Annotated in this window: 26 protein-coding genes; 19 read left to right on the top strand and 7 right to left on the bottom strand. The window is 69.4% G+C overall.

Annotated features, from left to right (window positions below; all coding sequences use genetic code 11):
- Positions 1-58 precede the first annotated feature (58 nt).
- The 4 genes from KZC51_RS03620 to KZC51_RS03605 all read left to right on the top strand — a co-directional run bounded on the left by KZC51_RS03620 (position 59) and on the right by KZC51_RS03605 (position 4,654).
- The gene (locus KZC51_RS03620) at positions 59-1,255 is read left to right on the top strand and encodes an ROK family transcriptional regulator (RefSeq protein ID WP_247628647.1); all 1,197 of its coding nucleotides are present in this window, start codon (positions 59-61) and stop codon (positions 1,253-1,255) included.
- Entirely contained in the window at positions 1,252-2,256 is a 1,005-nt protein-coding gene (locus tag KZC51_RS03615) for a Gfo/Idh/MocA family protein (RefSeq protein WP_247628646.1), read from the top strand. Before KZC51_RS03620 ends, KZC51_RS03615 begins: the two co-directional genes overlap by 4 nt.
- Entirely contained in the window at positions 2,253-3,272 is a 1,020-nt protein-coding gene (locus KZC51_RS03610) for a Gfo/Idh/MocA family protein (protein ID WP_247628645.1), read from the top strand. The genes KZC51_RS03615 and KZC51_RS03610 overlap by 4 nt, the downstream gene beginning before the upstream one ends.
- 380 nt (positions 3,273-3,652) lie before the next feature.
- Positions 3,653-4,654, top strand: coding sequence for a magnesium and cobalt transport protein CorA (locus KZC51_RS03605; protein ID WP_247628644.1), 1,002 nt, complete (start codon positions 3,653-3,655; stop codon positions 4,652-4,654).
- A 4-nt stretch (positions 4,655-4,658) separates the two neighbouring features.
- On the opposite strand, the gene KZC51_RS03600 is transcribed toward KZC51_RS03605, so the two are convergent.
- The gene (locus KZC51_RS03600) at positions 4,659-5,189 is read right to left on the bottom strand and encodes a cytochrome C5 (protein ID WP_247628643.1); all 531 of its coding nucleotides are present in this window, start codon (positions 5,187-5,189) and stop codon (positions 4,659-4,661) included.
- Between the two features lie 55 nt (positions 5,190-5,244).
- Between KZC51_RS03600 and KZC51_RS03595 the strand changes: the two genes are divergently transcribed.
- Positions 5,245-5,970 (top strand): SGNH/GDSL hydrolase family protein, encoded by a 726-nt coding sequence (locus KZC51_RS03595; RefSeq protein ID WP_247628642.1) that lies wholly within the window; start codon positions 5,245-5,247, stop codon positions 5,968-5,970.
- A 45-nt stretch (positions 5,971-6,015) separates the two neighbouring features.
- Here the strand turns inward: KZC51_RS03595 and KZC51_RS03590 are convergent, their stop codons facing one another.
- Entirely contained in the window at positions 6,016-7,203 is a 1,188-nt protein-coding gene (locus KZC51_RS03590; protein ID WP_247628641.1) for an ROK family transcriptional regulator, read from the bottom strand.
- An 82-nt stretch (positions 7,204-7,285) separates the two neighbouring features.
- Between KZC51_RS03590 and KZC51_RS03585 the strand changes: the two genes are divergently transcribed.
- From KZC51_RS03585 to KZC51_RS03565, 5 genes are all read left to right on the top strand, one after another.
- Positions 7,286-9,433, top strand: coding sequence for an alpha-galactosidase (locus KZC51_RS03585; protein WP_247628640.1), 2,148 nt, complete (start codon positions 7,286-7,288; stop codon positions 9,431-9,433).
- A 144-nt stretch (positions 9,434-9,577) separates the two neighbouring features.
- The gene (locus tag KZC51_RS03580; protein ID WP_247628639.1) at positions 9,578-9,928 is read left to right on the top strand and encodes a PadR family transcriptional regulator; all 351 of its coding nucleotides are present in this window, start codon (positions 9,578-9,580) and stop codon (positions 9,926-9,928) included.
- A 2-nt stretch (positions 9,929-9,930) separates the two neighbouring features.
- Positions 9,931-10,302 carry a DUF1048 domain-containing protein gene (locus KZC51_RS03575; RefSeq protein ID WP_247628638.1) on the top strand — a complete coding sequence of 124 codons (372 nt, stop codon included), beginning with the start codon at positions 9,931-9,933 and terminating at the stop codon, positions 10,300-10,302.
- Positions 10,296-11,069 (top strand): ABC transporter ATP-binding protein, encoded by a 774-nt coding sequence (locus KZC51_RS03570; protein WP_308194303.1) that lies wholly within the window; start codon positions 10,296-10,298, stop codon positions 11,067-11,069. The genes KZC51_RS03575 and KZC51_RS03570 overlap by 7 nt, the downstream gene beginning before the upstream one ends.
- Positions 11,066-11,833: an ABC transporter permease gene (locus KZC51_RS03565; RefSeq protein WP_247628636.1), complete on the top strand. Its 768-nt coding sequence runs from the start codon at positions 11,066-11,068 to the stop codon at positions 11,831-11,833. Before KZC51_RS03570 ends, KZC51_RS03565 begins: the two co-directional genes overlap by 4 nt.
- Positions 11,834-11,940: 107 nt before the next feature.
- On the opposite strand, the gene KZC51_RS03560 is transcribed toward KZC51_RS03565, so the two are convergent.
- From KZC51_RS03560 to KZC51_RS03545, 4 genes are all read right to left on the bottom strand, one after another.
- On the bottom strand, positions 11,941-12,858 hold the full coding sequence (locus tag KZC51_RS03560) for a glycine betaine ABC transporter substrate-binding protein (protein WP_247628635.1): 918 nt from the start codon (positions 12,856-12,858) through the stop codon (positions 11,941-11,943).
- 129 nt (positions 12,859-12,987) lie between these two features.
- Complete coding sequence (locus KZC51_RS03555; RefSeq protein WP_247628634.1) at positions 12,988-13,935, bottom strand: ABC transporter permease; 948 nt, start codon at positions 13,933-13,935, stop codon at positions 12,988-12,990.
- Positions 13,935-15,263, bottom strand: coding sequence for a quaternary amine ABC transporter ATP-binding protein (locus KZC51_RS03550; protein ID WP_247628633.1), 1,329 nt, complete (start codon positions 15,261-15,263; stop codon positions 13,935-13,937). Before KZC51_RS03550 ends, KZC51_RS03555 begins: the two co-directional genes overlap by 1 nt.
- 409 nt (positions 15,264-15,672) lie before the next feature.
- Positions 15,673-16,887 carry a class I SAM-dependent methyltransferase gene (locus tag KZC51_RS03545; protein ID WP_247628632.1) on the bottom strand — a complete coding sequence of 405 codons (1,215 nt, stop codon included), beginning with the start codon at positions 16,885-16,887 and terminating at the stop codon, positions 15,673-15,675.
- Between the two features lie 89 nt (positions 16,888-16,976).
- Here KZC51_RS03545 and KZC51_RS03540 point away from each other — a divergent pair, with 89 nt between their 5' ends.
- The 9 genes from KZC51_RS03540 (at position 16,977) to KZC51_RS03500 (ending at position 25,325) form a co-directional block, all read left to right on the top strand.
- Positions 16,977-17,981, top strand: coding sequence for an ABC transporter ATP-binding protein (locus KZC51_RS03540; protein WP_247628631.1), 1,005 nt, complete (start codon positions 16,977-16,979; stop codon positions 17,979-17,981).
- Positions 17,981-19,603 (top strand): ABC transporter permease, encoded by a 1,623-nt coding sequence (locus KZC51_RS03535; protein ID WP_247630581.1) that lies wholly within the window; start codon positions 17,981-17,983, stop codon positions 19,601-19,603. The genes KZC51_RS03540 and KZC51_RS03535 overlap by 1 nt, the downstream gene beginning before the upstream one ends.
- Before the next feature lie 8 nt (positions 19,604-19,611).
- Positions 19,612-20,112 carry a GbsR/MarR family transcriptional regulator gene (locus KZC51_RS03530; RefSeq protein WP_247628630.1) on the top strand — a complete coding sequence of 167 codons (501 nt, stop codon included), beginning with the start codon at positions 19,612-19,614 and terminating at the stop codon, positions 20,110-20,112.
- A 116-nt stretch (positions 20,113-20,228) separates the two neighbouring features.
- Complete coding sequence (locus tag KZC51_RS03525; protein WP_247628629.1) at positions 20,229-21,008, top strand: carbon-nitrogen hydrolase family protein; 780 nt, start codon at positions 20,229-20,231, stop codon at positions 21,006-21,008.
- Positions 21,009-21,057: 49 nt separating this feature from the next.
- Entirely contained in the window at positions 21,058-22,500 is a 1,443-nt protein-coding gene (locus tag KZC51_RS03520) for an APC family permease (RefSeq protein ID WP_247628628.1), read from the top strand.
- 33 nt (positions 22,501-22,533) lie between these two features.
- Complete coding sequence (locus KZC51_RS03515) at positions 22,534-23,244, top strand: FadR/GntR family transcriptional regulator (protein ID WP_247628627.1); 711 nt, start codon at positions 22,534-22,536, stop codon at positions 23,242-23,244.
- A 109-nt stretch (positions 23,245-23,353) separates the two neighbouring features.
- Positions 23,354-23,740: a GntR family transcriptional regulator gene (locus tag KZC51_RS03510; RefSeq protein ID WP_247628626.1), complete on the top strand. Its 387-nt coding sequence runs from the start codon at positions 23,354-23,356 to the stop codon at positions 23,738-23,740.
- The gene (locus KZC51_RS03505) at positions 23,737-24,639 is read left to right on the top strand and encodes an ABC transporter ATP-binding protein (protein ID WP_247628625.1); all 903 of its coding nucleotides are present in this window, start codon (positions 23,737-23,739) and stop codon (positions 24,637-24,639) included. Before KZC51_RS03510 ends, KZC51_RS03505 begins: the two co-directional genes overlap by 4 nt.
- Complete coding sequence (locus KZC51_RS03500; RefSeq protein ID WP_247628624.1) at positions 24,639-25,325, top strand: hypothetical protein; 687 nt, start codon at positions 24,639-24,641, stop codon at positions 25,323-25,325. The genes KZC51_RS03505 and KZC51_RS03500 overlap by 1 nt, the downstream gene beginning before the upstream one ends.
- Positions 25,326-25,408: 83 nt before the next feature.
- Here KZC51_RS03500 and KZC51_RS03495 read toward each other — a convergent pair whose 3' ends face one another.
- A complete protein-coding gene (locus KZC51_RS03495) occupies positions 25,409-25,990 on the bottom strand; it encodes a winged helix-turn-helix domain-containing protein (protein WP_247628623.1) in 582 nt (193 codons plus the stop codon).
- Between the last annotated feature and the right edge of the window lie 39 nt (positions 25,991-26,029).

The raw sequence follows: 26,029 nt of genomic DNA, 5'->3' as shown, positions 1-26,029 counted from the left end.
AAAAACCCGGTGTGCTATTTTGATCGCACCGCAGACGGCGAAGAAGGAAGGACCGCACATGGTCGTGCTGAACCCGCTGTCGATCGTGACCCGATCGGCGCTGCACCTCCGCGACATCGGACCTGCCACCGTGAACGAGCTGTCCCACTCCCTCGAGGTCTCCCGCACCTCGGTCGAGACCGCCGTCACCGCTCTGAGCGACGCCGGCACGATCATCGACACCCCCGTGCGCGCGGGCGCCGGCGCCGGTCGCCCCGCCCGTCGCTACTCCTTCCACTCCGCCGCCGGCACGGTCGTCGGCCTCGACATCGGCGTCGCCAGTGTGCGGGTCGTGCTCGCCGATCTCGCCGGTCTCGTGGTCGCCCAGCACCGCTACCCCGGCGTCGCCGCCCACGACGACGGCGCCGCGAAGCTGGCCGCCGTGATCGACGACGTGCGCCACTCGCTCTCCTCCTCGTCGATCCCGGCCTCGCATGTGCGGGCCATCGGCGTCTCGCTGCCCGGCATCGTCGACGACTCCGGACGCGTGACCACCTCGGTCGTGATCCCCGAATGGTCGGGCATCGACATCGGCGCACAGCTGCGACAGGCGTTCGGATGCCCCGTGGCGGTCGACAACGGCGTGCGTCTGGCCGCCGTCGCCGAGCATCATCTCGGCGTCGCCCAACTCGTGGATGACGTGATCTACCTCTCGGTCGGCAACCGCATCGCGATGGGCCTGATCCTCGGCGGCCGCCCCCGCCGCGGCATCCACAACGCCGCAGGAGACATCGGTCGCCTCGCCTTCCGCGGACTCGACACCGGAACCGGTCAGATCACCTGGCGCAGCGCCCCGACCGCCGCTGAGGTGTTCGGGGCGGCGCGGACGGGCGATCCGGAGGCGCAGCGCGAGCTCGACGCGTTCATCGACGAGCTCGCGCACGGCATCGCGACCCTGATCATGACGGTCGACCCGGCGATGGTCGTGATCGGCGGGGGGCTCTCGGCCGCGCACGCGCAACTGCTCGACCCGCTGCGCCAGGCGCTGCCGCAGCACCTCGGCCTCCCCTTCCATGTGCCGCTCGCCGAAGCCCGACTGGGCGCCGAGGCGGCAGCGCATGGCGCTCTCGTGCACGCGTTCCAGCGGCACTCCGGCCAGATCTACCGGATCGACGACATGCCTGTGCCACCGATCACCCCTCTCGCCCACGAAGAAGCGTCCCCTGACGACGCCGCCTCCGCGGCATCCCCCGATTCCCCCGAGGAGAACAAGTGAGCATCCTGACGGTCGGACTCATCGGCGCCGGCGGGATCTCCCGCGTTCATGCCGACGCCTGGCGCGCGCTCGGCGCCGCCGGTTACGTGACCTCCCTGGTCGGCGCCGAAGAGATCGGTGAGGAGTACGGCTTCACAGTCATCGACGACGTCGACGCACTGATCGAGCTGGTCGACATCGTCGACATCGTGACCCCCAGCAGCACCCACGCCGACTTCGCCCTGCGCGCGATCGCTCGAGGACGCGACGTGATCTGCGAGAAGCCGCTCGCGGCCACCGCCGAGATCGCGGCGACCGTCGCGCAGGCCGCCGCCGACGCCGGTGTGCGCCTCTTCCCCGCCCACGTGGTGCGCTACATGGGCGAGTACCGGCGCATCAAGCAGGCCATCGATGCCGGGCGGATCGGCACGGTCGCGGTGCAGCGCTTCAGCCGCTCAGGCGCCGCGCCGCAGACTCCCTGGTTCTTCTCCGAGAGCGCCGGCGGCGGACTGATCCGCGACCTGATGATCCACGACATCGACCAGGCGCTCTGGTTCGCCGGGCCCGTCTCCGCGGTCTACGCCGTGCAGAACCCGCCGACCGTCGACGACCGGGTACCCGCTCCCGTGACCTCGCACGTCGTGCTCACGCACCGCAACGGCGTGATCAGCCACATCCACGGCAGCTGGGTCGCGCCCGGCATGCCGTTCCGCACCAGCGTCGAGGTCGCCGGCACCGAGGGCCGTCTGCGCTACGACAGCGCCGAGGACCACACGCTACGCACGGATGCCGTGCTCGACGACGCCGCCTCCGACTACCTGCCGCCGATGTCGCCGCAGGAGAGCCCGTACTACGCCGAGATCGCTGACTTCGTGGCGGCGATCCGCGATGGCCGCGACGCCCTGGTCGCCCCGGCCGACGGGATCGAGGCCGTCGCGGTGGCCGAGGCCGCCTACGCGTCGATCGCCGCAGGCGCCGCGATCTCCCTGCCCGTCTCCGAGGTCGAGGAGGCCACCCGATGACCACCACCGCACCGCTGCGCATCGCCGTCCTGTCGTTCGCGCACACGCATGCGCTCAGCTATGTGCACGCACTGAAGACCATGCCGGGCGTGGAGCTCATCGCCGCCGACCCCGACGGTGCGAGCGCGCCGGACGACGCGCCCCGCGGGGCCGAACTCGCGGCCCAGCTCGGCGTCGACTACGTCGACACCTACGACGACGCCTTCGCCTGGAGGCCCGACGCGGTCGTGATCGCCGCCGAGAACTCGCGCCACCGCGCTCTGGTCGAGCGTGCCGCCGCCGGCGGCGTGCACGTGCTGTGCGAGAAGCCGCTGGCCACCACCGTCGAAGACGCCGAGGCCATGCGCGCCGCGTGCGAGCGGGCGGGTGTGATCCTCATGGTCGCGTATCCGGTGCGCTTCGCCCCGGCCGTGCGCGACGCCATCGGCGAGCTGCGCAGTGGACGCCTCGGCCGCATCCTGGGTGTCACCGGCATCAACAACGGCACGCTCCCCCAGGACCGCGCCTGGTTCACCGATCCGGAACTGTCCGGCGGCGGAGCGCTCGTCGATCACGTGGTGCACTGCGCCGACCTGCTCGATGAGCTGCTGGGCGAGCGCGCGCAGTCCGTGCGCGCCGTGTCGAACGGCATCCTGCACGCGCAGAGCGAGCTCGCCGTCGAGACCGGAGGGCTCGTCACGATCCAGTACCCGAGCGGCGTGATCGCGACGATCGACTGCTCGTGGAGCTGGCCGCTCAGCTCGCCGACCTGGGGTGGGCTCACGCTGCAGATCGTCGCCGAGCGCGGCACGGTCACCGTCAGCCCCTTCGCCAAGGGCGTCGCCGGCCACGATGCCCATGGCGAGACCTGGGATCCGGTCGGCGCCGACCTCGACGCGCTGCTGCTCGAGGAGTTCGTCGCCGCGGTGCGCGAAGGCCGCCAGCCCCAGCCCGACGCCGGCGTCGGCATCCGCACTGTCGAGATCGTGAAGGCTGCGCAGGCCTCCGCCGCCCGCGGCGAGGTCGTCCGGCTCTGACCCCCGCCCGCGCGCGCTCGAGTTCTGCGGCCCCACGCAACTTCTGCGGCCACTTTCTGCGCCTGAGGCCGCAGAAGTGCGAATTGACCGCAGAACTGCCTCGGCGCCTTGGCCCCGGGGTGCGGATGCTCAGGAACCAGGCGTATGCTGAAGCGTTGGGTCACGTGACCCCGAGGAGAGTCCGAAAGGCGGTGATGGCGATGTCCGATGATAGTTACGACGCCGCCACCGCTGCGTCGCGACTCCCTGTGATCGCCCGTTGAGCTTCCGCTCCGCGATCGCACGTCCTTCTCCGCAGCCGTCGGCGGCGTCATCCGCCCCCTGACGAATTCTGCGCACGACCCTCATCGGGTGTGCGCGCGCGAGAACGGAGCCTGATCATGGCCCTCATCGACAACGGCGTGTACGTCCACGGACGTCGCGTGGAGACCCCGAAGAACCTCGACGACACCTACCGCATCATGGATTCGGTCGGCGGCACCGCGTGGATCGGCCTCTACCGACCCAGCCCGCAGGAGGTCGAATCGGTCGCGCGCGAGTTCGATCTGCATCCGCTCGCCGTGGAGGATGCGCTCTCGGGCCACCAGCGCTCGAAGGTGGAGCGCTACGGCGACACTCTGTTCGCGGTGCTGCGGCCCGCCCGCTACCGCGACGAGCAGGAGTCGGTGGAGTTCGGCGAGCTGCACCTGTTCATCGGCCCCGACTTCGTGGTGACGATCCGCCACGCGGAGTCTCCGAACCTGGTGGCGGTGCGGCAGCGCATGGAAGCCAACCCCGAGCTGCTCGCGATGGGGCCGGAGGCGGTGCTCTACGCGATCCTCGACGAGGTCGTCGACGGCTACGAGCCGATCGTGGCCGGGCTCCTCAACGACATCGACGAGATCGAGGACGAGCTCTTCGGCGACAGCGATGACGACGCGCTCTCGCGCCGCATCTACGAGCTGTCGCGCGAGGTGATCAACTTCCAGCGGGCGGTGCATCCGCTCACCGGGATGCTGGAGTGGCTGCGTCGGGGCTCCGACAAGTACCGCATCGACGAGGAGCTGCAGCGCTCGCTGCGCGACGTGCTCGACCACACCATCCGGGTGAACGAGCGCGTGGACTCGTTCCGCGCGATCCTCGACAACGCCCTCACCGTGCAGTCCGCGCTGGTCGCGCGACGCCAGTCCGAAGTGAGCCTCGCCCAGAACGACGAGATCAAGAAGATCTCCTCCTGGGCGGCGATCATCTTCGCCCCGACGCTGGTCGGCACGGTCTACGGCATGAACTTCGACGTCATGCCGGAGCTGCACTGGGCGGCCGGCTACCCGCTCGCGCTCGGAGCCATGGCGGCCTTCGCGGTCGCGCTCTACGGGGTCTTCAAGTACAAGAAGTGGTTGTGACGGGTCAGTCCTCGTCGGGGCCGCTGATGTGGTCGAGGAGATCGTCGAGTGAATCGAACTCGACGGTCTCCACGCCGTCACGGTCCCTGACCTCGATGCCGGAGACCTCGAGGTCCTCATCGAGCTGCACCAGGATGCGCGACTCGGGGAACTGACGCGGGGCGTCGAACGCCAGCAGCACGGCATCCGCGAAGACGACGACGGAGGTCGCCTCCAGATCGTCGCGCAGCTCGACCTGCTCGATGACCGGCTCGTCGTCGACCGCGTCCTCGATGTCGGCGACGACCTCGTCGATCACGGCGCGCCAGGTGGTCTCGTTCACCGAGAGGATGCGCGACATCGCCTCGAGCAGTGCATCGATGTCGACGTCATCGCCGTGGTCCTCCAGCTCCGGGTCGACGTTCACCGTCACCACGGTTCCCGCGGCATCGATGCTCGCCCTGCCGTAGACCAGATCGTTCTCGGCCACGGGTTCGTCGAGCAGGCCGCTCTCGACGATGCGGGCGAGAAGGGCGTCGAGCACAGGCGAGGTCATGACACCAGTCTTTCGCATCCGAGCCCGGAGTGGGGCGGCCGATAGGCTCGACACCGTGCCGAACGCCGATTCCCCCGCCTCCGCCGCATCCGATCTCCGCCGTCTCGCCGACGCCCTCGCCGGCACAGAGCCGCTGAACTGGGTCATCACCGGCGACTCGATCACGCACGGCCTCGTGCACACGCAGGGCGGACGCAGCTACCCGGAGCACCTGCACGAGCTGATCCGCGGGGAGCTCGAGCGCGTGCGCGACATCGTCATCAACTCGGCCATCAGCGGCCACCGCATCGTCGACATCCTCGGCGACTGGGAGCGCCGGGTCTCGTCGTGGCAGCCCGACGTGGTGACTCTCATGATCGGCACCAACGACATGTCGACCGGTGGGGTGTGGCCGGTCATCTCCGCCGACGACTACGCGGCGTCGCTGCACGAGTTCGTCTCCCGGGTGCGGGCGCTCGGCGCCATCCCCGTGCTGCAGACCCCGCCGTCGATCGACGCCGCGAACGCTCCGGAGCGCGCCCGTCTCGCGGAGTTCGCCGCTGCGGTGCGCGCAGTGGCCGCGAACGACGACGTGATCCTGGTCGACCAGCTCGCCCGCTTCACCGAGCTCGGCGGCGGCGGAGTGCCCTGGGGTCTGATGAACGACCCTTTCCACCCCAACGCCACCGGCCACGCCGCCCTCGCCGTCGAGCTCGCGAAGGCCCTCGGCATCCGCCCCGATCCGACGCGCTCACGCACCCTCGGGGCGCTCGCGGCGCAGGTCGAGGCCGCGCGAGTCTGACGCGGCGTTCCGCCCGGCGCACACGCCCCGAGGCGGATTCGTGGCTCAGGCTCCTTCCGAGACCGAGCTCTCCTCCCGAGGCGCGGGCACAGCGACCCCGCTCGCGATGTCCTCGATCACGCACGCGGCGGCGCCCCGCGCCCAATCCTCGAAGGCGTGCGGGCGCAGCACGATCGCGCAGTCCCCCGCAGCGCCGAACGCGTACTCGGCGAAGGCCGCGCGCACCTGCTCCTCGTACAGCCCGTACTCGGTGACGTTCTCGCCCGCGAACACCACGAGCTCGGGCCCTGTGAGGTTCACCACCGCGGCGAGCGCCGTGCCGATCGCCCTGCCGGCCTGCGCGAACACCGCCCGCGCGACCGGATCTCCGGCATGCGCGAGCGCGAAGACGTCGCCGATCGCCAGGTCGGGCTGACCGCGCCCCTCGCGCACCAGGGACAGGATCGCGGCGCTCGAGGCCGCCGCTTCGACGCACCCTCGCCGCCCGCATCGACAGTCCAGGTGTGCCGGAGCGAAGGGCAGGTGCCCGATCTCGCCCGCCACGCCGAACGCCCCCTGCACGACCCGGCCGTTCAGATAGAGCCCGCATCCGGTGCCCGCCCCGATGGTCACGACCGCGAACGACTCCGCATCCCGACCGGCCCCGAACAGCAGCTCGGTGGTGGTGAGCGCGCGCACGTCGTTGTCGAGCAGCGTCGGGATGCCGGTCGCCTCCTGCACCATCCGCGCGAAGGGCACGCCCTGCCAGCCGAGCAGCGCGGAGTCCCGCACCCGGCCGCCCGCGCGATCGACGTCTCCGGACAGCGCGATCCCGATGCCGCCGATCGGGCCCTCCGCCCCTGCGGTGAGGCGGTCGACGACCCGCACGACGGCGTCGCGCACGGCTTCCACCGAGGACCCGGCGTTCTCCTCGTCGGCCCGTGCGCGCACCGTCGCGCCGAGGTCCGTCCGCACGCCGTAGGTCCGATCCGCGGTGACCTTGATCCCGATGACATGCGCGCGATCGGGAACGACGGCGAGGGGACTGGTCGGCCTGCCCACGGTCGCGGTCGCGCGCGGATCCGAAGATTCGCTCACGAACCCGGCGGCGATCAACGGGGTCACCGCCTTCGTCACGGCGGCAGCGGAGAGCCCGGTGTCGCGCGCGATGTCGACCCTGGCGACGGGGCCGTGCGTCAGGATGCGACGGAACACGGCGACCGCGGCGGGCGAGGTGACCGGTATCCGATTCACAGGCGAGTCCTTCCGACCGCACACCTGACGCGCCGGACGCGCTCGGGTTGCAGTCATCCCCGACAGTACGCATGATTAATTCATGACGTCAAGTAATTCAGACGGGCAGCGGCAGGCCGAGCCGACGCACCTCCGCAACGGCGGGGTCAGCGTGGTCTTCACCCCCGACGTCTTCGGCGTCCCCGCGGTCGTGCACTGGGGTGCCGCGCTGGATGACGCCGACATCCCCGGACTGCTGGCGACCGCCGCGCCCGCCGTGATGAACAGCTCCCTCGACATCCCCCGGTCGTTCTCGATCGCCGCCGGACGCGCGCACGGATGGTCGGGCACCCCGGCGATCGAGGCGCACGCGGCGGATGCCGTGATCGACGGCTTCTCCCTGGTCGAGACCACCCACGACGGCGCCGAGGTGCGATTCGCGCTGAGGGATGCCGCCGCAACGGTCGAGGCCACGTTCCAGTACGCGCTGGACGCCGCCGGCCTGCTGCACGCGACGATCGCCCTCGCGAACATCACCACCGACCGTCGCGTCGACATCACGGCGGCACGCTCGCTGCTCCCCCTGCCCGCACGCGCGGCCGAGATCGTCGACTTCACCGGGCGCTGGACGCACGAGCGCCAGCCGCAGCGAGCCCAGCTCCACGACGGCACGTGGCTGCGCTCCTCACGACGCGGCCGGCCCGGGCACGACGCCTCCTTCCTCACGCTCGCCGGCACCCGCGACTTCCGATTCCGCACGGGTGAGGTCTGGGCTGCTCACCTCGCCTGGAGCGGCAACCAGGAGATGCGGGTCGAGCGGCTCCCCGAGGGCGCCGGTGTGCACAGCGCGGTGCTGGGCGGCGGCGAGATCGTGGATGCGGGCGAGCTGCGGCTGCAGCCCGGCGAAGTGCATGTCTCGCCGGAGTCGCTCTTCGCCTGGAGCGACCAGGGCATCGACGGCGTCACGGCGCGGCTGCATGCCTCGATCCGCTCCCGCCCGGATCACCCGCGCACCCCTCGACCGCTGCTGCTGAACACCTGGGAGGCCGTGTACTTCGACCACGACCTCGAGACCCTCACGACACTCGCCACGACGGCGGCGGAGCTGGGCGTCGAGCGGTTCGTGCTCGACGACGGGTGGTTCCGCGGGCGCCGCGACGACAGCGCCGGTCTCGGCGACTGGTTCGTCGACGCAGCGGTCTGGCCCGACGGCCTCGTGCCCCTGTCCGAGCGCGTGCACGGGCTCGGGATGCAGTTCGGCCTCTGGTTCGAGCCCGAGATGGTGAACCCCGACTCCGACCTCGCCCGACAGCATCCGGAGTGGATGCTGGGCGAGAATCCCCTCCTCGCCTCGCGCCACCAGTTCGTGCTGAACTTCTCGCTCCCCGAGGTCGAGGCGTACATCCTCGAGCGCCTCGATGACGTGGTCACCGCTGCCGGCGTCGACTTCGTGAAGTGGGACCACAACCGCGATCTGCATGCGTCGCTCGGTGCGCACCGCGACCGTCACGTGCGGGCGCACACGCTCGGCGTGTATCGGGTGCTGGACGAGCTGCGGCGACGGCATCCGCTCCTCGAGATCGAGTCGTGCGCGAGCGGCGGCGGTCGCGCGGATCTCGGGATGCTCGCCCGCACCGACCGCGTCTGGACCTCGGACTGCAACGACCCGGTCGAGCGCCAGCAGATCCAGCGTTGGACGCAGACGCTCCTGCCCCCCGAACTCCTCGGCGCGCACGTGGGTCCGACCGTGTCGCACACCACCGGTCGGCACGCCTCCTTCTCGTTCCGTGCCGCGACCGCCCTGTTCGGGCACGCCGGCCTGGAGTGGGACCTGACCGCGGCGACCCCCGACGAGCGCACGGCCATCGCCGCCTGGACCGCGCTGTACCGCGAGCTGCGAGGCCTGCTGCACTCGGGTGTCACGGTGCGCGGCGACGACGTCGACCACGGCGCTCTGCTGCACGGCGTCGTGAGCGCGGACCGCCGCGAAGCCGTGTTCGCGTGGGTGCGCACCGAGACCAGCGGCACCGCGAACACCCCCCGCGTCCCGATCCCCGGACTCGACCCCACGGCGGGCTACCGCGTGCGGGTGCGCGACGAAGTCGGCGCCGCCGGCCGTCATCAGGTGGCGGATCCGATCTGGATGTCGGGCGACCTCACCGTCACGGGCGCGGTGCTCGCGCAGGGACTCCCGTTGCCGGTGCTGAACCCCGGCAACGCACTGCTGCTGCATCTGACACCCGCTTCCTGACAGCCCGCGGCGCCATCGCGGCATCCTCCCGCGTGCACCTCGAGAGACTTCAGTATTCAGTCTTGCTAAGTATCGGTACCTAGTGTTACTTTGTACCGGTACCCAGCATCACTGAGTACTGAACATCGAACGAGAGGAGCATCCATGGGCAAGCAGATGACCGAGATGCTCAAAGGCACTCTGGAGGGCATCGTTCTCGCTCTCCTCGCCGAGCAGCCGGCCTACGGCTACGACATCACCGCACGCCTGCGCGACCACGGCTTCACCGACACCGCCGAGGGCACGGTCTACGCCCTCCTGGTGCGGATCGAGCAGCGCGGTCTCGTCGACGTCGAGAAGGTGCCGAGCGAGAAGGGCCCGCCCCGCAAGGTGTACACCCTCAACGCGCAGGGCACCCACGAGCTGGCGGAGTTCTGGAAGACCTGGAACGTGCTCGCGCAGCGCATCGAAGAACTGAACACGACACACACCGACACCTCCCAGAAGGAGAACTGATCATGGCCGCGAAATGGATCGAAGCCCTCACCGGTTCACTCGAGCAGAAGAAGCAGTACCGGCAGGCGAAGGCGCGCCTCGACGCCCTGCCCGAGCCCTACCGCGCGACGGCGGACGCCTTCCACCGGTACTTCATGTACTACGGCGGCATCACCGAGGGAGACACCCTCGTGCAGATGATCGTCGACTACGCCGACCTGTGGGAGCGCGCCGCGATCGACGGCACCCCGATCAGCGCGATCGTCGGCGACGACCCGGTCGAGTTCGCCGAGAACTTCGCGCGGGCCTACAGCGGCAAGCAGTGGATCGACAAGGAGCGTGCGCGCCTCATCAAGGCCGTCGACGAGGCCATGCAGGCGGAGAAGGAATCATGACCGCAGCGATCAGCGTGCGGGGCATCGAGAAGTCCTACAAGGACCTGCACGTGCTCCGCGGCGTCGACTTCGAGGTGGCGCGGGGCAGCATCTTCGCCCTGCTCGGCTCGAACGGCGCCGGAAAGACCACCGTGGTGCGCATCCTGTCGACGCTCCTGAAAGCGGATGCCGGCACGGCGACCGTGCAGGGCGTCGACGTTGCCGCCGACCCCCTCGGAGTGCGGGAGCGGATCAGCCTCACCGGGCAGTTCGCCGCGGTCGACGAGATCCTCACCGGGCGTGAGAACCTGGTGCTGGTCGCGCAGCTCCGCCATCTGGCCGACCCCGGCGCGATCGCCGACGACCTGCTGGCGACGTTCCGACTCACGGATGCAGGATCGCGCAAGGTCGGCACCTACTCCGGCGGCATGCGACGCCGACTCGACATCGCGATGAGCCTGGTCGGACACCCCGAGGTCATCTACCTCGACGAGCCGACCACCGGCCTCGACCCCGAGGCGCGCCTCGAGGTGTGGCAGGTCGTGAAGGAACTCGCGAACACCGGCACCACGGTTCTCCTCACCACCCAGTACCTCGACGAGGCCGAGCATCTGGCCGACCGCATCGCGATCCTGCACGAGGGACGCATCATCGCCGACGGCACACTCGCCGAGCTCAAGAAGCTGCTGCCGGCCGCGAAGGTCGAGTACGTCGAGAAGCAGCCGACGCTCGAGGAGATCTTCCTCGCCCTCGTCGGCACCCCGTCCACGAAGGAGGCATCCGCATGAGCACGCACGTCGTCGCCGATACCGCGACGCTCACCGGCCGCTCGCTGCGGCACATCTTCCGCAGCCCCGACACCATCATCACCACCGCGGTCACCCCGATCGCACTGATGCTGCTGTTCGTGTACGTCTTCGGTGGCGCCCTCCAGCAGAGCGCCGGCACCGAGAACTACGTGGACTACCTGCTCCCCGGCATCCTGCTCATCGCCGTGGCATCCGGCATCGCCTACACGGCGTTCCGCCTGTTCAACGATCTGCAGAGCGGCTTGTTCGAGCGCTTCCACTCCATGCCGATCGCCCGGTCGAGCGTGCTGTGGGCGCACGTGCTCACGTCGCTGACGGCGAACGGGATCACTCTCGCGATCATCTTCGGCGTCGGGTTCCTGATGGGGTTCCGCACCGGCGCCAGCCCACTCGCCTGGCTCGGCGTCATCGGCATCCTGCTGCTCTTCACCCTCGCCCTCACGTGGCTGGCGATCATCGCCGGGCTCAGCGCGAAGACGATCGACGGCGCGACCGCGTTCTCGTACCCATTGATCTTCCTGCCGTTCATCAGCTCGGCGTTCGTGCCCACCGACACGATGCCGGGTCCGGTGCGCTGGTTCGCGGAGAACCAGCCGGTGACGTCGATCGTCGACACGATCCAGGCGCTCTTCGCCGAGAGGCCGGTCGGCACCGAGATCTGGGTCGCCCTGGCCTGGTGCGTCGGCATCCTCGTGGTCGTCTCCGTGCTCGCGATCGTCGCCTACCGGAAGAAGGTCAGATGACGCCGCTGCCTGAAGCGCAGCGTAGGAGAAAACCCCGAGGTAGGAGCGGATGACAGCATCCGTCCTGCCTCGGGGTTTTCTCCTACGCCTGTGCGGGAGGGATCAGATCAGCTGGTGACGACCCAGTCGAACTGGTCGCCGTACTGCGTCAGCCACTCGTCGACGGCCTCCGCTTCCTTGCCCTCGCCGTACTCGTTGACGACCAGGTCCTCCAGCGCACCGTACTGCTCGTCGTCGAGCGTGATCTGCGCGATCAGGTCGGCCGCCTCGGGGAACTCTTCCGCGAAGCCCTTCGTTCCGAGGAAGTGCAGGCCCTCGGCCTCGCCCATCGCACCCTTCGGGTCTTCGAGGTCCTTCATGGCGAAGGCGTCGTTGGCCCAGAACGGACGCCACAGCGTCACGACGAGGTCTTCCTGCTTGTCGGTCGCGGCCTTGAGCTCGGTGAGCATCGCGGCGGTCGACGAAGTGACCAGCTGGTACTCGCCCTCGAGGCCGTACGCCGGGATCATCTTCTCGGTCTGAGCGGTCAGGCCAGCCCCCGGCTCGATGCCGATGATCTTGCCGTCGTAGTCCGCCCCCTTGCCCGCGAGGTCTTCGATCGAGGTGAGCTCGGAGTACTCCGGCACCGCGATCGTGAGCTTGGCGTTGTCGTAGTAGGTACCGAGGTCCTCGATGTCATCGCCGTACTTGTCCATGTAGGCCGCATGCGTCAGCTCGGGCCACGCCGAGGGGTACATGTCGACATCACCCTGCGCGAGGCCGGTGTAGAGCGGTCCTGCCTCGGTGAGCGTCTTCATCTCGACCGTGTAGCCGATCTTCTCGAGCTGGTTCTGCAGCAGGTAGGCCGTGCTGAGCCCATCGGTCCACGAGGGCAGGAAGCCCAGTGTGATCGTGCCCTTGTCGCCGGAGGCGGTGTCGTCTCCGGGGGCGCCGCCGGTTCCGCCCGCTCCATCGCCGCTGCAGCCGGCGAGAGTGAGCGATGCTGCGACGCCGATGGCCGCGATGCTGAGGATCTTCTTCTTCATAGTGATCTGTCTCCTGGTTCCGTATGGATATTCGTACGTCTGTGTGTGGTGTGTTGCGGTCGTGCTCTGCGGGGTCGATCCCGCATCCGCCGGGGCTCGCCGGAGATGCGGAATCGACCACGCGGGGGATCAGTGCGTGAGAGCGGGGGTGCGCTCTGGCGCATCGGACGCGGGGGACACGGCGGATGCCGCATCCGCGCGCTGCTTCGTCCTGCGGCGTGTGATCGTGCCGAGAAGCGACGAGGGGTTCTGCCCGGCGGATCCCAGGGCCGCGGTGACACGGTCGAGGAAGACCGCGATCAGCACGACACCGAGACCTGCTTCGACACCCTTGGGGATGTTGATGGTCGAGATCGCCTCGACGACCATCTTCCCCAGACCGTCGGCACCCGCCATTCCAGCGATGACCGCCATCGACAGGGCGAGCATGATGACCTGGTTGACGCCGGCCATGATGGTCGGCATCGCGAGCGGAAGCTGGATGCCGCGCAGGATCTGCCCCGGCTTCGCGCCGAAGGCCTGTCCGGCCTCGACGGTCTCGGAGTCGACACCGCGGATGCCGAGCTCGGTCAGTCGCACGCCAGGGGGGAGCGCGAAGATGACCGTCGCGACGAGTCCGGGGACCACGCCGATGCCGAAGAACACGATCGCCGGGATCAGGTACACGAAGGCCGGCATGGTCTGCATGAAGTCGAGCACGGGCTTGAGCACCGCGCGCACCGAGGAGTTGCGCGCCGACCAGATGCCCAGGGGCACGGCGATCAGCACGGCGACGATCGCGGCGACGAGCACCAGGGCGAGGGTCTGCATCGCCGGCACCCAGAGGTTCATGGCGACGATCAGCCCGAACGACACGACCGTGCCGATCGCGAGCTGCCAGGAGCGCACGACCCAGGCGATGAGGGCGGCGATCACGATGATGACCGCGAAGTGCGGGCTCAGCAGCGCGCGGGTGAGCGAGTCGACGAGGAAGCTCACGACGAACGAGACCACATCGAGCAGTCCGTCGAGGTTGGCCTTGATCCAGTCGACGCCGGTCGCGACCCAGGTTCCGATGGGAATGCGGAAACCGTCCATCAGCGCACCTCCCCGATCATGTCGTCACTGCCCTGGGCCCCTGAGCTTGTCGAAGGGGGCGGATCCGCCGTCCAGCCGTCATCCAGCACGGCATCGATCTCGGCCTGGGGCATCGGCAGCAGCGGGAGGGTCAGCTCGCCGGTCGCACCGGGCCCGGGGCCCAGGGCGGCGAGAAGCGTGACGCGCGGAATGACACCGACCAGCCGGCCTTCGGCATCCACGACCGCGAGCGGCAGCGGAGACTCGACCGAGGGCACGAACAGGTTCATCAGCACCTCGTCCTCGCTCACGCTCTGCGGCACGGGCTTGATGACGTCGCGCAGGGTCGATGTGCCGTTGCGCACGAGCTTCACGGCGTCGCGGTCGGTCACGATGCCGAGCAGCTTGCGGTCACGCCCGGTGACATAGGTGGCCGACATGTAGGCGTCGCGCATCTGGCGCAGGGCCGTGCGCGGACCGGCGGTGTCGGGGACGACGGGGCGCGCCCGTTCCATGACGTTCGCCGCGGTGAGCACGCGGGCACGGTCGACGTCCTGCACGAACTGCTCGACGTAGTCGTTCGCGGGGTCGGTGAGGATGTCCTCCGGGGTGCCGATCTGCACGATGCGACCGTCGCGCATCACGGCGATCCGGTCGCCGAGGAACATCGCCTCGTTGAGGTCGTGCGTGATGAAGACGATGGTCTTCTGCAGCTTCTCCTGCAGATCGAGCAGCTGCTCCTGCATCTCGCGGCGGATGAGCGGGTCGAGGGCGCTGAACGCCTCATCCATGAGCAGGATGTCGCTGTCGGCCGCGAGCGCGCGGGCGATGCCGACGCGCTGCTGCATACCGCCGGACAACTCGGACGGGAGCTTCTCGGCCTGGCCCTCGAGCCCGACGAGCCCCAGGATCTCCTCGGCCTTCGCGAGGCGCTCGGCCTTGCCGACGCCCTTGAGCTCGAGCGGGTAGGCGACGTTCGCGGCCACGGTGCGGTGCGGCAGCAGCGCGAAGTGCTGGAACACCATCGAGATGCGGTCGCGGCGGATCTCGCGCAGTCGCGACGCCGGGATGCCGGTGATGGCGTCGCCGTTCACGATGACCGAGCCGTCGGTGGTCTCATGCAGGCCGTTGAGCATGCGGATGATGGTCGACTTGCCGGAGCCGGAGAGCCCCATGATCACGAAGATCTCGCCCCGGTTCACGGTGAAGCTGGCGTCGATGACGGCGGCGGTTCCGGAATCGGTGACGTCTGCCCTGCTCTCACCGGCCTTCAGTCGACGGACGGCGGCGCTCGGATTCTTCCCGAACACCTTGTACAGATTGCGCGCTTCAAGAGCGATTTCGGACACGTTTCCCCTGCGGCTCGCCTTCGGGTGGCTGAGCCTGCTTCGGTTACGCCCGGGTGACGCTCCCGGCCGTTTCGAGAAAGGTGCTGTGGCGGCGCGGACGGCGGATTTCGGATCCACCGCGATAGAGCATCGACCGTACGCCCACGCCTCTTCGCAGCACAGCTCATCGAAAGAAGGACGTGGCCGCGGACTGGTCTTCGGACCGTCAGGCCCGCATTCCAACGTAACGAAATGGCCGGTCAGAGGCAAATCCCGCCGCGGTGGGATGCGCCGCTTTCACCGTCTGACCGGGGATTGCATAGGGTTCTTTCAGTCTCCCGTGCAGCGATTTCGCGCACCCGGCGAGGGGTCAGAACACGCCGCGACCCGGGGTCCGGACGCGGCGCGTCTTGACCCCTCGCGGCGTCGATCAGCCGCGTCGGATGCTGCGCGTGACCGTGAACTTCGCCGTGCGCTGCAGCTGCTCGGTCGGACCGATCAGACGGGTCAACTCGGGCCGATACGAGAGCGAGGAGTTGTACACCGTGAGCAGCTCTCCACCCGGCCTCAACAGACGCGCCGCAGCCTCGAACAGACGGGTGGCCGCGCCGACATGGATGCTGGTGCCGAGGTGGAACGGCGGGTTCAGCAGCACGACATCGGCCCCGCCGTCGGGGAGGTCGGACGCGGCATCGTCGTGCGTGACGGTGATGCGGTCGGCGAGGCCGTTCGCCGCGACGCTCGCACGGGCCGAGGCGACGGCCGCGGCCGAGCGATCGGTGGCGATGACGCGCACGTCGGGGTGGGCGAGGGCGTAGGCGATCGCGAGCGCACCGGTGCCGCAGCCGAGGTCGACCACGGTCGGCACGGCGCCCGTGTCGTTCACAACTCCGGAAGAACGGGCGGTTTCGGGTCGAATCGACCCCGAATCGGCGTAGTCGGCCCCGGTTTTGAGGAGTTGTGAACGGCCACACCCGAGCACATCGAGCAGCACCCGCGTGCCGATGTCGATCCGGGCCCCCGCGAACGCGCCCCCGAAGGCCACGAGGCGGAACCCGTCGTGCGCCGCGGTGACGGGGAACGGCGGGGTCGCCGGCACCTCGCGCGGCTCCTCCGCGACCAGCAGCCGCGACTTGCGCGCTGCCCGCTCGGCCTGCACCCGGACGAAGCTCCGCCCCAGCACCTCGTTCTGGGTGAGGGTCATGTGCTTGACGCGGCCTCCCGCGATCAGCGCCACGTCGGGCGCGGCCCATCGGGCGACGGCGTCGGCGATCTGCTCGAGCTCGGCCAATGCCTTCGGCAGCTGCAGCAGCACGAGCCGCGCACCGTCGAGCAGGTCCGCGTCGAGCTCGTGCGCATCGAAGTCGTCGAGTCCGAGCTCCTGCGCATTGCGGGCGAGAGCGCGGCGGCCGGTCGCGAGGTCCTGGTGCACGCGGATGCCGCGCACTCCGGCATCGGTCAGGGCGAGCGTGATGGCGCCGTACTCGTCGCCGATCACGGTCACGTCCGAGCCGCCGAGGTCGCGCGCGGCGATGGTCTCGAGCGCCCTCTCGACGAGCAGCAGATCGGTGGCATCGTGCGCCTGGAGGTTGTCCGCCTCGACGTCGGGCCACCGGCGCAGGCGACTGTAGGGGAACTCCGGCACCAGCCCACTGTACGCGGCGTCCGTAAGGATTTCGCATGCGTTGTTTCACCGTATTCACAACATTGTGAATACGGCGTACGCTCCCGCGCATGACCACCGTCATCGCCACCCAGAACCTCACCAAGCACTACGGACACGTGCACGCTCTCGACGGGCTCGACCTGACTGTCGAGCAGGGACAGGTGCACGGGTTCCTCGGCCCGAACGGCGCGGGCAAGTCCACCACGATCCGCATCCTCCTCGGCCTCGCCCGCCGCACCGGCGGCACAGCGACCGTGTTCGGCGACGACCCGTGGCAGCGCGCCGTCGACCTGCACCGGCGCATCGCGTACGTCCCCGGCGACGTCAGCGTGTGGCCGAACCTGTCGGGTGGCGAGGCCGTCGACCTCCTGGCCCGCCTCCGCGGCGCCCGCACGAAGGACGACGCCTATCAGCACGAGAAGAAACGCCTCTCCGAGGCCTTCCAGTTCGACCCGCGCAAGAAAGGCCGCGCGTACTCCAAGGGCAACCGGCAGAAGGTCGCGCTGATCGCCGCTTTCGCCGTACCCGCCGACCTGTACATCCTCGACGAGCCCACCAGCGGGTTGGATCCGCTGATGGCGGTCATCTTCCAGCATGAGGTCGCGCGCGCCAGGGCGAACGGCGCGACCGTGCTGCTGTCGAGCCACATCATGAGCGAGGTGGAGCAGCTGTGCGACCGGGTGTCGATCATCCGCGCCGGCCGCATCGTCGAGACGGGCACCCTCGGCGAGCTGCGGCACCTCACCCGCAGCGACGTGTCGTTCACCCCCTCGGGAGCGACACTCGCCCAGGTCGCCCGCATCCCCGACGTGCACGATCCGTCGCTGCAGGGCGACCGCATCCGTCTCGCCGTCGACAGCGACCGCACCGCCACGGTGCTGCCCGCCCTCGCGGCGCTCGGCATCACCGATCTGCGGGTCGCTCCCCCGTCACTCGAGGAGCTGTTCCTGCGCCACTACGGCGACGACCTCGCGACCCTCGAGACCGCGGAGGACGGCGGAGCGCCGAGCGGAGCGGATGACTCCGCACCCCGCACCCGTCGAGCCCGGCGCGCGCAGAGCGGTCGTGCGTGATGTCCCGCTTCGGCATGCTGCTGCAACAGCGGTTGCGGAGGGACTGGCTGCAGCTGACCCTGTGGATCGTCGGCACCGCGCTGATGGCGTTCGCCGGGTATGCGGGCGTGACCCAGTCGTACGCGACCCTCGCCGACCGGCAGAACATCCTGGTTGCCGCGCTCGCGAACCCGGTGATCCTGATGTTCCGTGGACTGCCGTCCGGCACCTCCGAGGGCGCCTTCCTGGCCTTCGCGGTCCTGCCCTGGCTCGCCCTGCTCGCGGCTCTCATGAGCAGCTTCCTCGCCGTGCGGCACACCCGCGGCGATGAAGAGGCCGGACGATCCGAGCTCGTCTGGGCGACACCGGCCGGGCGCCGACTGCCGACGATCGCGACCGCCGTGCACGGCATCCTCGCGAATCTCGTCCTCGCCGCGCTGACCGCGCTGGCCCTGATCGCCACCGGGTTGCCGACGGCAGGCTCGCTGCTGACTGCAGCGGCGGCCGGCGCCTGCGGCATCGCGTTCCTCGGCATCGCGCTGATCGCCGCGCAGCTCATGCGCACCTCGCGGGGGGCGAACTCCCTCACGATCTGGGTGCTGGTGGCGACCTTCCTGATCCGCGGCATCGGCAACGCGGCCGGCACGCCGAGCGATGACCTGTCGCGCATGACGAGCGCCTGGCCGGTCTGGCTCTCTCCGTTCGGATGGGCGGAGCAGACCCGCCCGTACGACACGGACCAGGTCGCACCCGTGTTCCTCGCGCTGGCCTTCGGACTCGCGCTCTCCGCGGCGGCCGTGGGCCTGCAGTCGGTGCGCGACATCGATGCCGGCTTCGTGGCGGAGCGGCGGGGGCGGATGTCGGCGCCCGCCGCTCTCTCCTCTCCGCAGGCGCTGGTGTGGCGGTTGACCGCAGGGTCGATCGTCGGCTGGGCGGTCGGCGGCGCCCTCACCGGCATCCTCGCGACGACGCTGAGCGGTCTGGTCGACCAGATCTCGGGCGAGAACCCTGCGGTCGCCGACATCCTGAAGAAGATCGGCGGGGCCACCGGCGGTCTCGACGAGGTCGTGGTGACGGTGTTCTTCACGCTGCTCGGCATCCTCGCGGCCTGCTGCGCCGTGCAGACCGTGGTGAGGGCCAGGCAGGAGGAGACCAGGGGCACGGCGGAGGCGGTGCTGGCGACGCCGGTCGGCCGCGTGCGCTGGCTCGCGGACTTCATGATCGTCGGCGTGGTCGCGGCGCTGATCGTGATCGCCGCCGCTGTGGTCGCCGGATGGATCGGAGTCTGGTCGAACGGCGGCGACGACGCGCTCTACCGGGTCGTCGCGGTGGCCGGGCTCGGGCAAGCGGTCGCCGCGGCGATCTTCGCCGTGCTCCCGGCCGTGGTATTCGTGATGCTCCCCCGGGCGACGGCGGCGGTGGCGTGGAGCCTGGTGCTGTTCGCCGCCCTGCTCGGGATGTTCGGGCCGCTGTTCGGTCTGCCCGAGTGGACAGCGAACCTCTCGCCGTTCGCCGTGACCCCCGTGGTCGACGGGAGCGGGGTGGATGTGCGCGGGCTGTGGTGGCTGGTGCTCGCCCTTGCTGCCGGTGGCGCCGCCGCCCTGACGCTGATGCGGCGCCGCGAGCTCGCGCCCGGCACCTAGGAGGACCGATGCCCGACGACAGCACCGACGACCTCGACCCTGCCTCGGCACACCGCGCCGTCGAACCCGCGGAGCAGGCGGCGGCGATGATGACCGCCGCCGGGATGGCCCGTATGCCGGCGCGGGTGATGATGGCTCTGGTCGCCGCCCCCGAGGGCGGATACACGGCGGCCGAGCTGTCGGAGCGCCTCGGCGTCTCCGCCGCCGCGGTGTCGGGCGCGGTGCGCTACCTGCAGCAGCTGCACTTCATCCAGCGCCGGTCGCGGCCGGGCGATCGCCGCGACCGCTACGAGTTCGTGCACGATCCGTTCGTCAGCTCGATCGTCGGGAACCTGCCGGTCTACTCCCGCCTCTCGGAGTACATCGACGACATCGCCGCCGAGCACGCCGACGATCAGGGCGCGCACGACCGCGCCCGGGAGCTCGCCGAGTTCTTCCGCTTCCTCTCGACGCGGATGCTGCAGATCGTGGAGGACTGGCGCGCGCAGCGTCGCGACATCACGGGCTGACGGCCCCCATCACGCAGACAGGGGCTTGCGGAGGAAACGCGCGCGAAACACAATGGACATCAAATAGATCACTTTGATCTGTTTGATAGGTGCATCGACGCACGAGGAGCATCCGCATGACCCTGACCATCGCCGGACTTCAGCATCAGGGGACTCCCGGTGATGTCGACGCCAACCTCGCCGTCATCACCGCGGCCGCCCAGGAAGCGGCCACGCGCGGAGCGCGCATCCTCGTCACCCCCGAGATGTTCGTCACCGGGTACAACATCGGATCCCGCCTGGCACCCCTGGCGACGCCGGATCTCAGCGACCGGATCGCCCGCATCGCGCTCGACACCGGTATCGCCATCGTCGCCGGTCTGCCCGAGACGCTCCCTGACGGCCGCATCACGAACTCCCTGGTCCTGATCGACCGCGATGGCACCGAGCTGCTCCGCTACCGCAAGACGCATCTGTTCGGCGCCCTCGACCGCAGCCTCTTCGCGGAGGGTGATGCCCTCCCCGGCATCGTCGAGATCGACGGCGTGCGTGTATCCGTGCTCATCTGCTACGACGTCGAGTTCCCCGAGACGGTGCGCCGCGCGGCGCTCGACGGCGCGGATGCCGTCATCGTGCCGACCGCGCAGATGGAGCCGTACGCGCACATCGCCGAGCGGCTCATCCCGGTCCGCGCCTGGGAGAACCAGATCCACGTGGTCTACGTCAACCGCGTCGGCAGCGAGGGCGACCTCACGTATGTCGGGCGCAGCAGCATCGTCGCCCCCGACGGCGAGGTGCTCGCCTCGCTCGGCGCGACGGACGTCGGCCTGCTGGTCGCCACGATCGACCCCGATGCGACGCGTCGCGCGCGGCAGGAGAACCCCTACCTCGCCGACCGTCGGCCAGAACTGTACTGAACGACCTCCCCTCCCGCGTCCACCACGGACCCTCTGCGAAAGCCACACCATGACCGTCTCCCCCCTTGTCGAGCCGCGCCAGCGCCTCGACGGCCAGCTCGGCACCGGCGCCATCGTCTTCATGGTCATCGCCGCGGCCGCCCCGCTCACCGTCATCGGCGGCAACGTCCCCATCGCCATCGGCGCGGGCAACGGCCCCGGAGCGCCGATCGGGTTCGCCCTCGCCGCCGTCATCCTGCTGATCTTCTCGGTGGGCTTCGTCACGATGACCCCGTTCGTGAAGGAGGCAGGCGCGTTCTTCTCGTACGTCACCGCCGGACTCGGGGCGCGACTCGGACTCGGCTCGGCCTTCACGGCCCTGATCGCCTACACCGCGATCCAGGTCGGCATCTACGGATACATGGGGTGGGCGGTCGACGACCTCGTCACGTTCTTCGGCGGCCCGAGCCTGCCGTGGTGGCTCTACTCCTTCGCCACGATGGCGATCGTCGCGGTGCTCGGGTACCGGCACATCGACCTGAGCGCCAAGGTGCTCGGTGTGGCGCTGGCGCTGGAGATCCTGGTGGTGGTGATCCTCGACGTGGTCATCTTCTCGACCGGTGGCGCCGAGGGCATCGCGCTGGAGACCTTCGACCCCGCCTACGTCTTCTCGGGCGGCATCGGGGTGGCCGTGCTGTTCGCGCTCACCGGGTTCATCGGCTTCGAGGCGACGGCCGTCTTCCGCGATGAGGCCCGCGATCCGGAGAAGACCATTCCGCGCGCGACCTACCTCGCCGTCATCATCATCGGCGTGTTCTACGCCATCTCGTGCTGGGCACTCGTGACCGGCGTGGGCGCGAGCAATGCGGTCGCCATCGCGCAGCAGACGCTCGCCGGCGAGGGCAACCTGCTGCTCGACACCACGACGACGTACCTCGGCCCGATCCTCCGCGACGTCGTGCAGGTGCTGCTGATCACGAGCCTGTTCGCCTGCGTCCTGTCCTTCCACAACGTGATCGCCCGCTACCAGTTCACCCTCGCGCAGAAGTCCGTGCTGCCCGCCCGGCTCGGTCGTCGTCACGCCTCGCACCACTCGCCGGCGTTCTCCTCGGTCGTGCAGACGATCACCGCAGCCATCCTGCTCGCCGTGCTCGCGCTCCTCGGCCTGGACCCGCTCGTCGGCGTCTTCGGATCGATGGCCGGCGTCGCCACGGTCGGCATGGTGCTGCTCATGCTGACGACGTCGATCGCGGTGCTGGTGTTCTTCGTGCGGCGCCCCGAACTCGCCACAGGGCGCACCGCCGGCGCGCGAGTGTTCCCGATCCTCGCCGTCATCGGACTCGCGTTCGCGCTCTGGCTGGTGCTGTCGAACTTCACGCTGGTCACCGGCGGCAGCGTCGCCGTGAGCGCGGTGCTCGCGCTCATTCCCGTCGCCGCCATGGTCATCGGTATCGTGTTGGGCAGGCGCTTCCGCCTCGACGCCGATCCGGTCGAGGCCACCACGACGGACTGACGCGCGCCGGCCGACACGAGACGGGGGAGGGTCATGGACCTCACCTCCCCCGCCCTCGGCGCGATCCGCCGCACCACCGCGGTCGACACCGTGCGGGCGCGCATCTCGCTCGCCGTCGAGTTGGGCATGCTGGCTCCGGGGCAGCGCCTGCCGGGCCCGGACGACACCGCCCGCGCCTTCGAGGTCAGCGAGATGACCGTGCGGCGGGCCTATCGGCAGCTCAGCGACGAAGGCGTCGTGGTGCGCCGCCCCGGCCATGCCGGCGGCACCTTCATCGCGGATGCCCCGACGGTCGGCACGGTGATCGAGACCGACGCCTACCGTGCGGATGCCGCCCACGTGCACGCACTGATCGACCAGCGCGCCACGCTCGAGGCGGGGCTCGCGGCGCTCGTGAGCACGCGCCCGGATGAACGATCGCTCGCCCGGTTGGACGCGCTCGTCGACGACATGCGCGCCGCACCGGACTGGACGGGCTTCCGCACGGCGGACAGCGCCTTCCACGCCGCTCTCGCCGAGGCATCCGGCGTCAGCGGCGCCGTGGAGCTGCATCACCGCGTGTCCCACGAGCTCTACGCGTACTTCATCCCGTACCGGATCGACTATCTGCGCGCCTCCAACGAGGAGCACGCCCGACTCGTCGCCGCGCTCAGAGCCGGAGATGCGGAATCCGCGAGCCGCCTCGCATTCGACCACGTCGCCGAGCTGCACGCCTCGATGTACGTCGGCCTCCCCCGCGCCTGACCCCACGCCGCCGCATCCGCGCGACCGGCGGTGCACTCGGCGCTTGACACGACCCCGGTTACGTGGTTACTTAGTCGAGTAACTAACCCACTAACCGACCGGAGGACTCGTGATCGAAGAAGGCAAGCCGCTCTTCCTCCAGATCGCCGAGCAGATCGAGGACTCGATCCTCGACGGCTCTCTCGCCGAGGAAGCACAGGCTCCTTCCACGAACGAGCTCGCCGCGTTCTATCGCATCAACCCGGCCACCGCAGCGAAGGGAGTCGCCATGCTCACCGACAAGGGAGTGCTGTACAAGCGCCGCGGCATCGGCATGTTCGTCGCCGACGGCGCCAAGGAGCTGCTTCTGGGCGAACGGCGTGCAGCCTTCGCCGACCGTTTCATCGACCCGCTCCTCGCCGAGGCCCGCACGCTCGGACTCGGCGCCGACGACCTCGCGGAGCTGCTCCGGCAGCGCGCCGCGCACACCACCACAGAAGGGAAGAACCCCGCATGACCGCCGTCATCGAGGTGCAGAACCTCACCAAGACGTACAAGGACACCCGCGCGCTCGACAACGTCTCACTCGCGCTCGACGGGGGTGCGATCTACGGCCTGCTCGGTCGCAACGGCGCCGGCAAGACGACGCTGATGTCGATCCTCACGGCCCAGAACTTCGAGACCTCCGGCACGGTCCGGGTCTTCGGCGAGCACCCCTACGAGAACACCCGCGTCCTCGGCCGCATCTGTTTCGTCCGCGAGAGCCAGAAGTACCCCGACGACGCCTACCCGAAGCACGCGTTCAAGGCCGCGAGCCTGTTCTTCCCGAACTGGGATCAGGGCTTCGCCGACGAGCTCATCACCCAGTTCCAGCTGCCGATGAAGCAGACGATCAAGAAGCTGTCGCGCGGTCAGCTCTCGGCGGTCGGCGTGATCATCGGACTCGCCTCCCGCGCCGATCTCACCTTCTTCGACGAGCCCTACCTCGGTCTCGACGCCGTCGCACGGCAGATCTTCTATGACCGGCTGCTCGAGGACTACGCCGAGCATCCGCGCACCGTCATCCTCTCGTCGCACCTGATCGACGAGGTCTCCAACCTCATCGAGAAGGTCATCGTGATCGACAACGGCACGATCCTCCTCAACGAGGACACGGATGCCGTGCGCGATCGCGCCGTCACGGTCGTCGGCGATGCCGCGACGGTCGACGGATGGGTCGGCTCTCGCGAGGTGCTCCACCGCGAGTCGCTCGGACGCGTCGCCTCGGTGACCGTGCTGGGCGCGCTGTCAGCCACCGAACGCGCAGAGGTCAGCGCACGGGGCCTCGACCTGGCTCCGGTCTCGCTGCAGCAGCTCGTCGTCCGTCTCACCCAGAAGGCGGAAGCACAGTCCGCCGCGAAAGAGGAGGTCCGCTGATGCGACGCACACTCAACGTCATCCGCCTGCAGTTGATCAACCGCCAGACCTTCATCTGGGTGCCGCTGATCATCCTCGGCAGCGTCACCGTCCTCGGGGTGCTGATCTACGCGATGATCCCGGGCGATGGGCCGAAGTACATCGGGGCAGGCCAGGCACCGCTCTGGTACTTCTTCGCGATCGGCATCTCTGCGATGACCCTCACCTTCCCGTTCTCGCAGGCCATGAGCATCACCCGGCGGGAGTTCTTCACCGGCACGCTGCTCACCGCGATCATGGGCAGCGCCTTCCTCGGCGCGATCTTCCTGATCGGTGCCGGCATCGAGATGGCCACGAACGGGTTCGGCCTGAACGGCTACATGTTCTACCTGCCGTGGCTGTGGGAGACCGGCCCCTTCGGCGCCTTCCTCGCCTACTTCACGCTCGCCCTGCTCCTGTTCGTGCTCGGTTTCACCGGGGCCACGATCTACAAGAGCTGGGGCCCGACGGTGCTCACGATCACGGGCATCGGGCTCGCACTGGTGCTGGTCGGGCTCCTGTTCCTCGCGACGCGGCTCGAACTGTGGCTCGACGTGTGGCGCACGGTCGGCACCCTCGGCGCATTCGGGCTCGCTCTGTGGGGACTGGTCGTGGTCGCCGTGCTCAGCGGAGTCTCGTTCCTCGCCTTCCGGAGGGCCATCCCCTGAGATCAGCCCCCGCATCGGATATCGGATGCCGCGCCCGCACTCGCTCGTGCGGCGCGGCATCCGTCGTTCCAGGTGCGCTGAGGTCAGATCCGATCGTCGGCCGCGAGCAGATCGATCTGCCACGGACGACTGTCCGGATCGGCGGGGTCATGCGCCTCGACGGCCGCCGACACCACGTCGTCGATGCGCTCAATCAGCGCATCGAACTCGGCGCCGGTGAGCCGCACCGAGCGCTGCGAGAAGGCCGCGTGGGTCTCCGTCGTACGGCCGCTGATGTACTCGGGCGTCCAGGCGAGCACGCGGCGCAGCATCTCGTTGTGCTCCTCGGCGAGCGCGTTGATCATCACCCCGCCGAGCACCTCGTCGGGGACCGGGCTCTCGGGACCACCGACGCTCAGCGCCTGCCTGCGCGCCACCCACACACGATCGCGGCGGTCACGAGCATGCTCCGGTGCCTCCTCGATCAACTGGGCGTCGGCGAGGACGCGCAGATGGAAGCTCGCACTGTTGGCCGCAACCCCCAGCGCCTCGGCGATGTCCGCCGCCCGCAGGTGCCCGCGCTGTCGGAACAGCTGCAGCATCTGCCGGCGGAGCGGATGCGTATAGGCCTTGAGCATGGCCGATGTCATCCACACCGGATCGGGCCGCTTCTGCTCCTCGCTCATGTCGCGAGTCTATCCGCACTCAAAATTGCGCAATAGAAC

It is taken from the genome of Microbacterium croceum (assembly GCF_023091245.1).
Classification (GTDB): domain Bacteria; phylum Actinomycetota; class Actinomycetes; order Actinomycetales; family Microbacteriaceae; genus Microbacterium; species Microbacterium croceum.
This window is presented reverse-complemented; position numbering and strand designations above follow the sequence as displayed.

Bases quoted from the DNA above. Each gene is read 5' to 3' on its own strand.
- KZC51_RS03620 (WP_247628647.1), top strand. From the start codon at position 59: ATGGTCGTGCTGAACCCGCTGTCGATCGTGACCCGATCGGCGCTGCAC.
- KZC51_RS03610 (WP_247628645.1), top strand. From the start codon at position 2,253: ATGACCACCACCGCACCGCTGCGCATCGCCGTCCTGTCGTTCGCGCAC.
- KZC51_RS03605 (WP_247628644.1), top strand. From the start codon at position 3,653: ATGGCCCTCATCGACAACGGCGTGTACGTCCACGGACGTCGCGTGGAG.
- KZC51_RS03600 (WP_247628643.1), bottom strand. From the start codon at position 5,189: ATGACCTCGCCTGTGCTCGACGCCCTTCTCGCCCGCATCGTCGAGAGC.
- KZC51_RS03585 (WP_247628640.1), top strand. From the start codon at position 7,286: ATGACGTCAAGTAATTCAGACGGGCAGCGGCAGGCCGAGCCGACGCAC.
- KZC51_RS03580 (WP_247628639.1), top strand. From the start codon at position 9,578: ATGGGCAAGCAGATGACCGAGATGCTCAAAGGCACTCTGGAGGGCATC.
- KZC51_RS03575 (WP_247628638.1), top strand. From the start codon at position 9,931: ATGGCCGCGAAATGGATCGAAGCCCTCACCGGTTCACTCGAGCAGAAG.
- KZC51_RS03565 (WP_247628636.1), top strand. From the start codon at position 11,066: ATGAGCACGCACGTCGTCGCCGATACCGCGACGCTCACCGGCCGCTCG.
- KZC51_RS03560 (WP_247628635.1), bottom strand. From the start codon at position 12,858: ATGAAGAAGAAGATCCTCAGCATCGCGGCCATCGGCGTCGCAGCATCG.
- KZC51_RS03555 (WP_247628634.1), bottom strand. From the start codon at position 13,935: ATGGACGGTTTCCGCATTCCCATCGGAACCTGGGTCGCGACCGGCGTC.
- KZC51_RS03540 (WP_247628631.1), top strand. From the start codon at position 16,977: ATGACCACCGTCATCGCCACCCAGAACCTCACCAAGCACTACGGACAC.
- KZC51_RS03535 (WP_247630581.1), top strand. From the start codon at position 17,981: ATGTCCCGCTTCGGCATGCTGCTGCAACAGCGGTTGCGGAGGGACTGG.
- KZC51_RS03530 (WP_247628630.1), top strand. From the start codon at position 19,612: ATGCCCGACGACAGCACCGACGACCTCGACCCTGCCTCGGCACACCGC.
- KZC51_RS03525 (WP_247628629.1), top strand. From the start codon at position 20,229: ATGACCCTGACCATCGCCGGACTTCAGCATCAGGGGACTCCCGGTGAT.
- KZC51_RS03520 (WP_247628628.1), top strand. From the start codon at position 21,058: ATGACCGTCTCCCCCCTTGTCGAGCCGCGCCAGCGCCTCGACGGCCAG.
- KZC51_RS03515 (WP_247628627.1), top strand. From the start codon at position 22,534: ATGGACCTCACCTCCCCCGCCCTCGGCGCGATCCGCCGCACCACCGCG.
- KZC51_RS03505 (WP_247628625.1), top strand. From the start codon at position 23,737: ATGACCGCCGTCATCGAGGTGCAGAACCTCACCAAGACGTACAAGGAC.
- KZC51_RS03500 (WP_247628624.1), top strand. From the start codon at position 24,639: ATGCGACGCACACTCAACGTCATCCGCCTGCAGTTGATCAACCGCCAG.
- KZC51_RS03495 (WP_247628623.1), bottom strand. From the start codon at position 25,990: ATGAGCGAGGAGCAGAAGCGGCCCGATCCGGTGTGGATGACATCGGCC.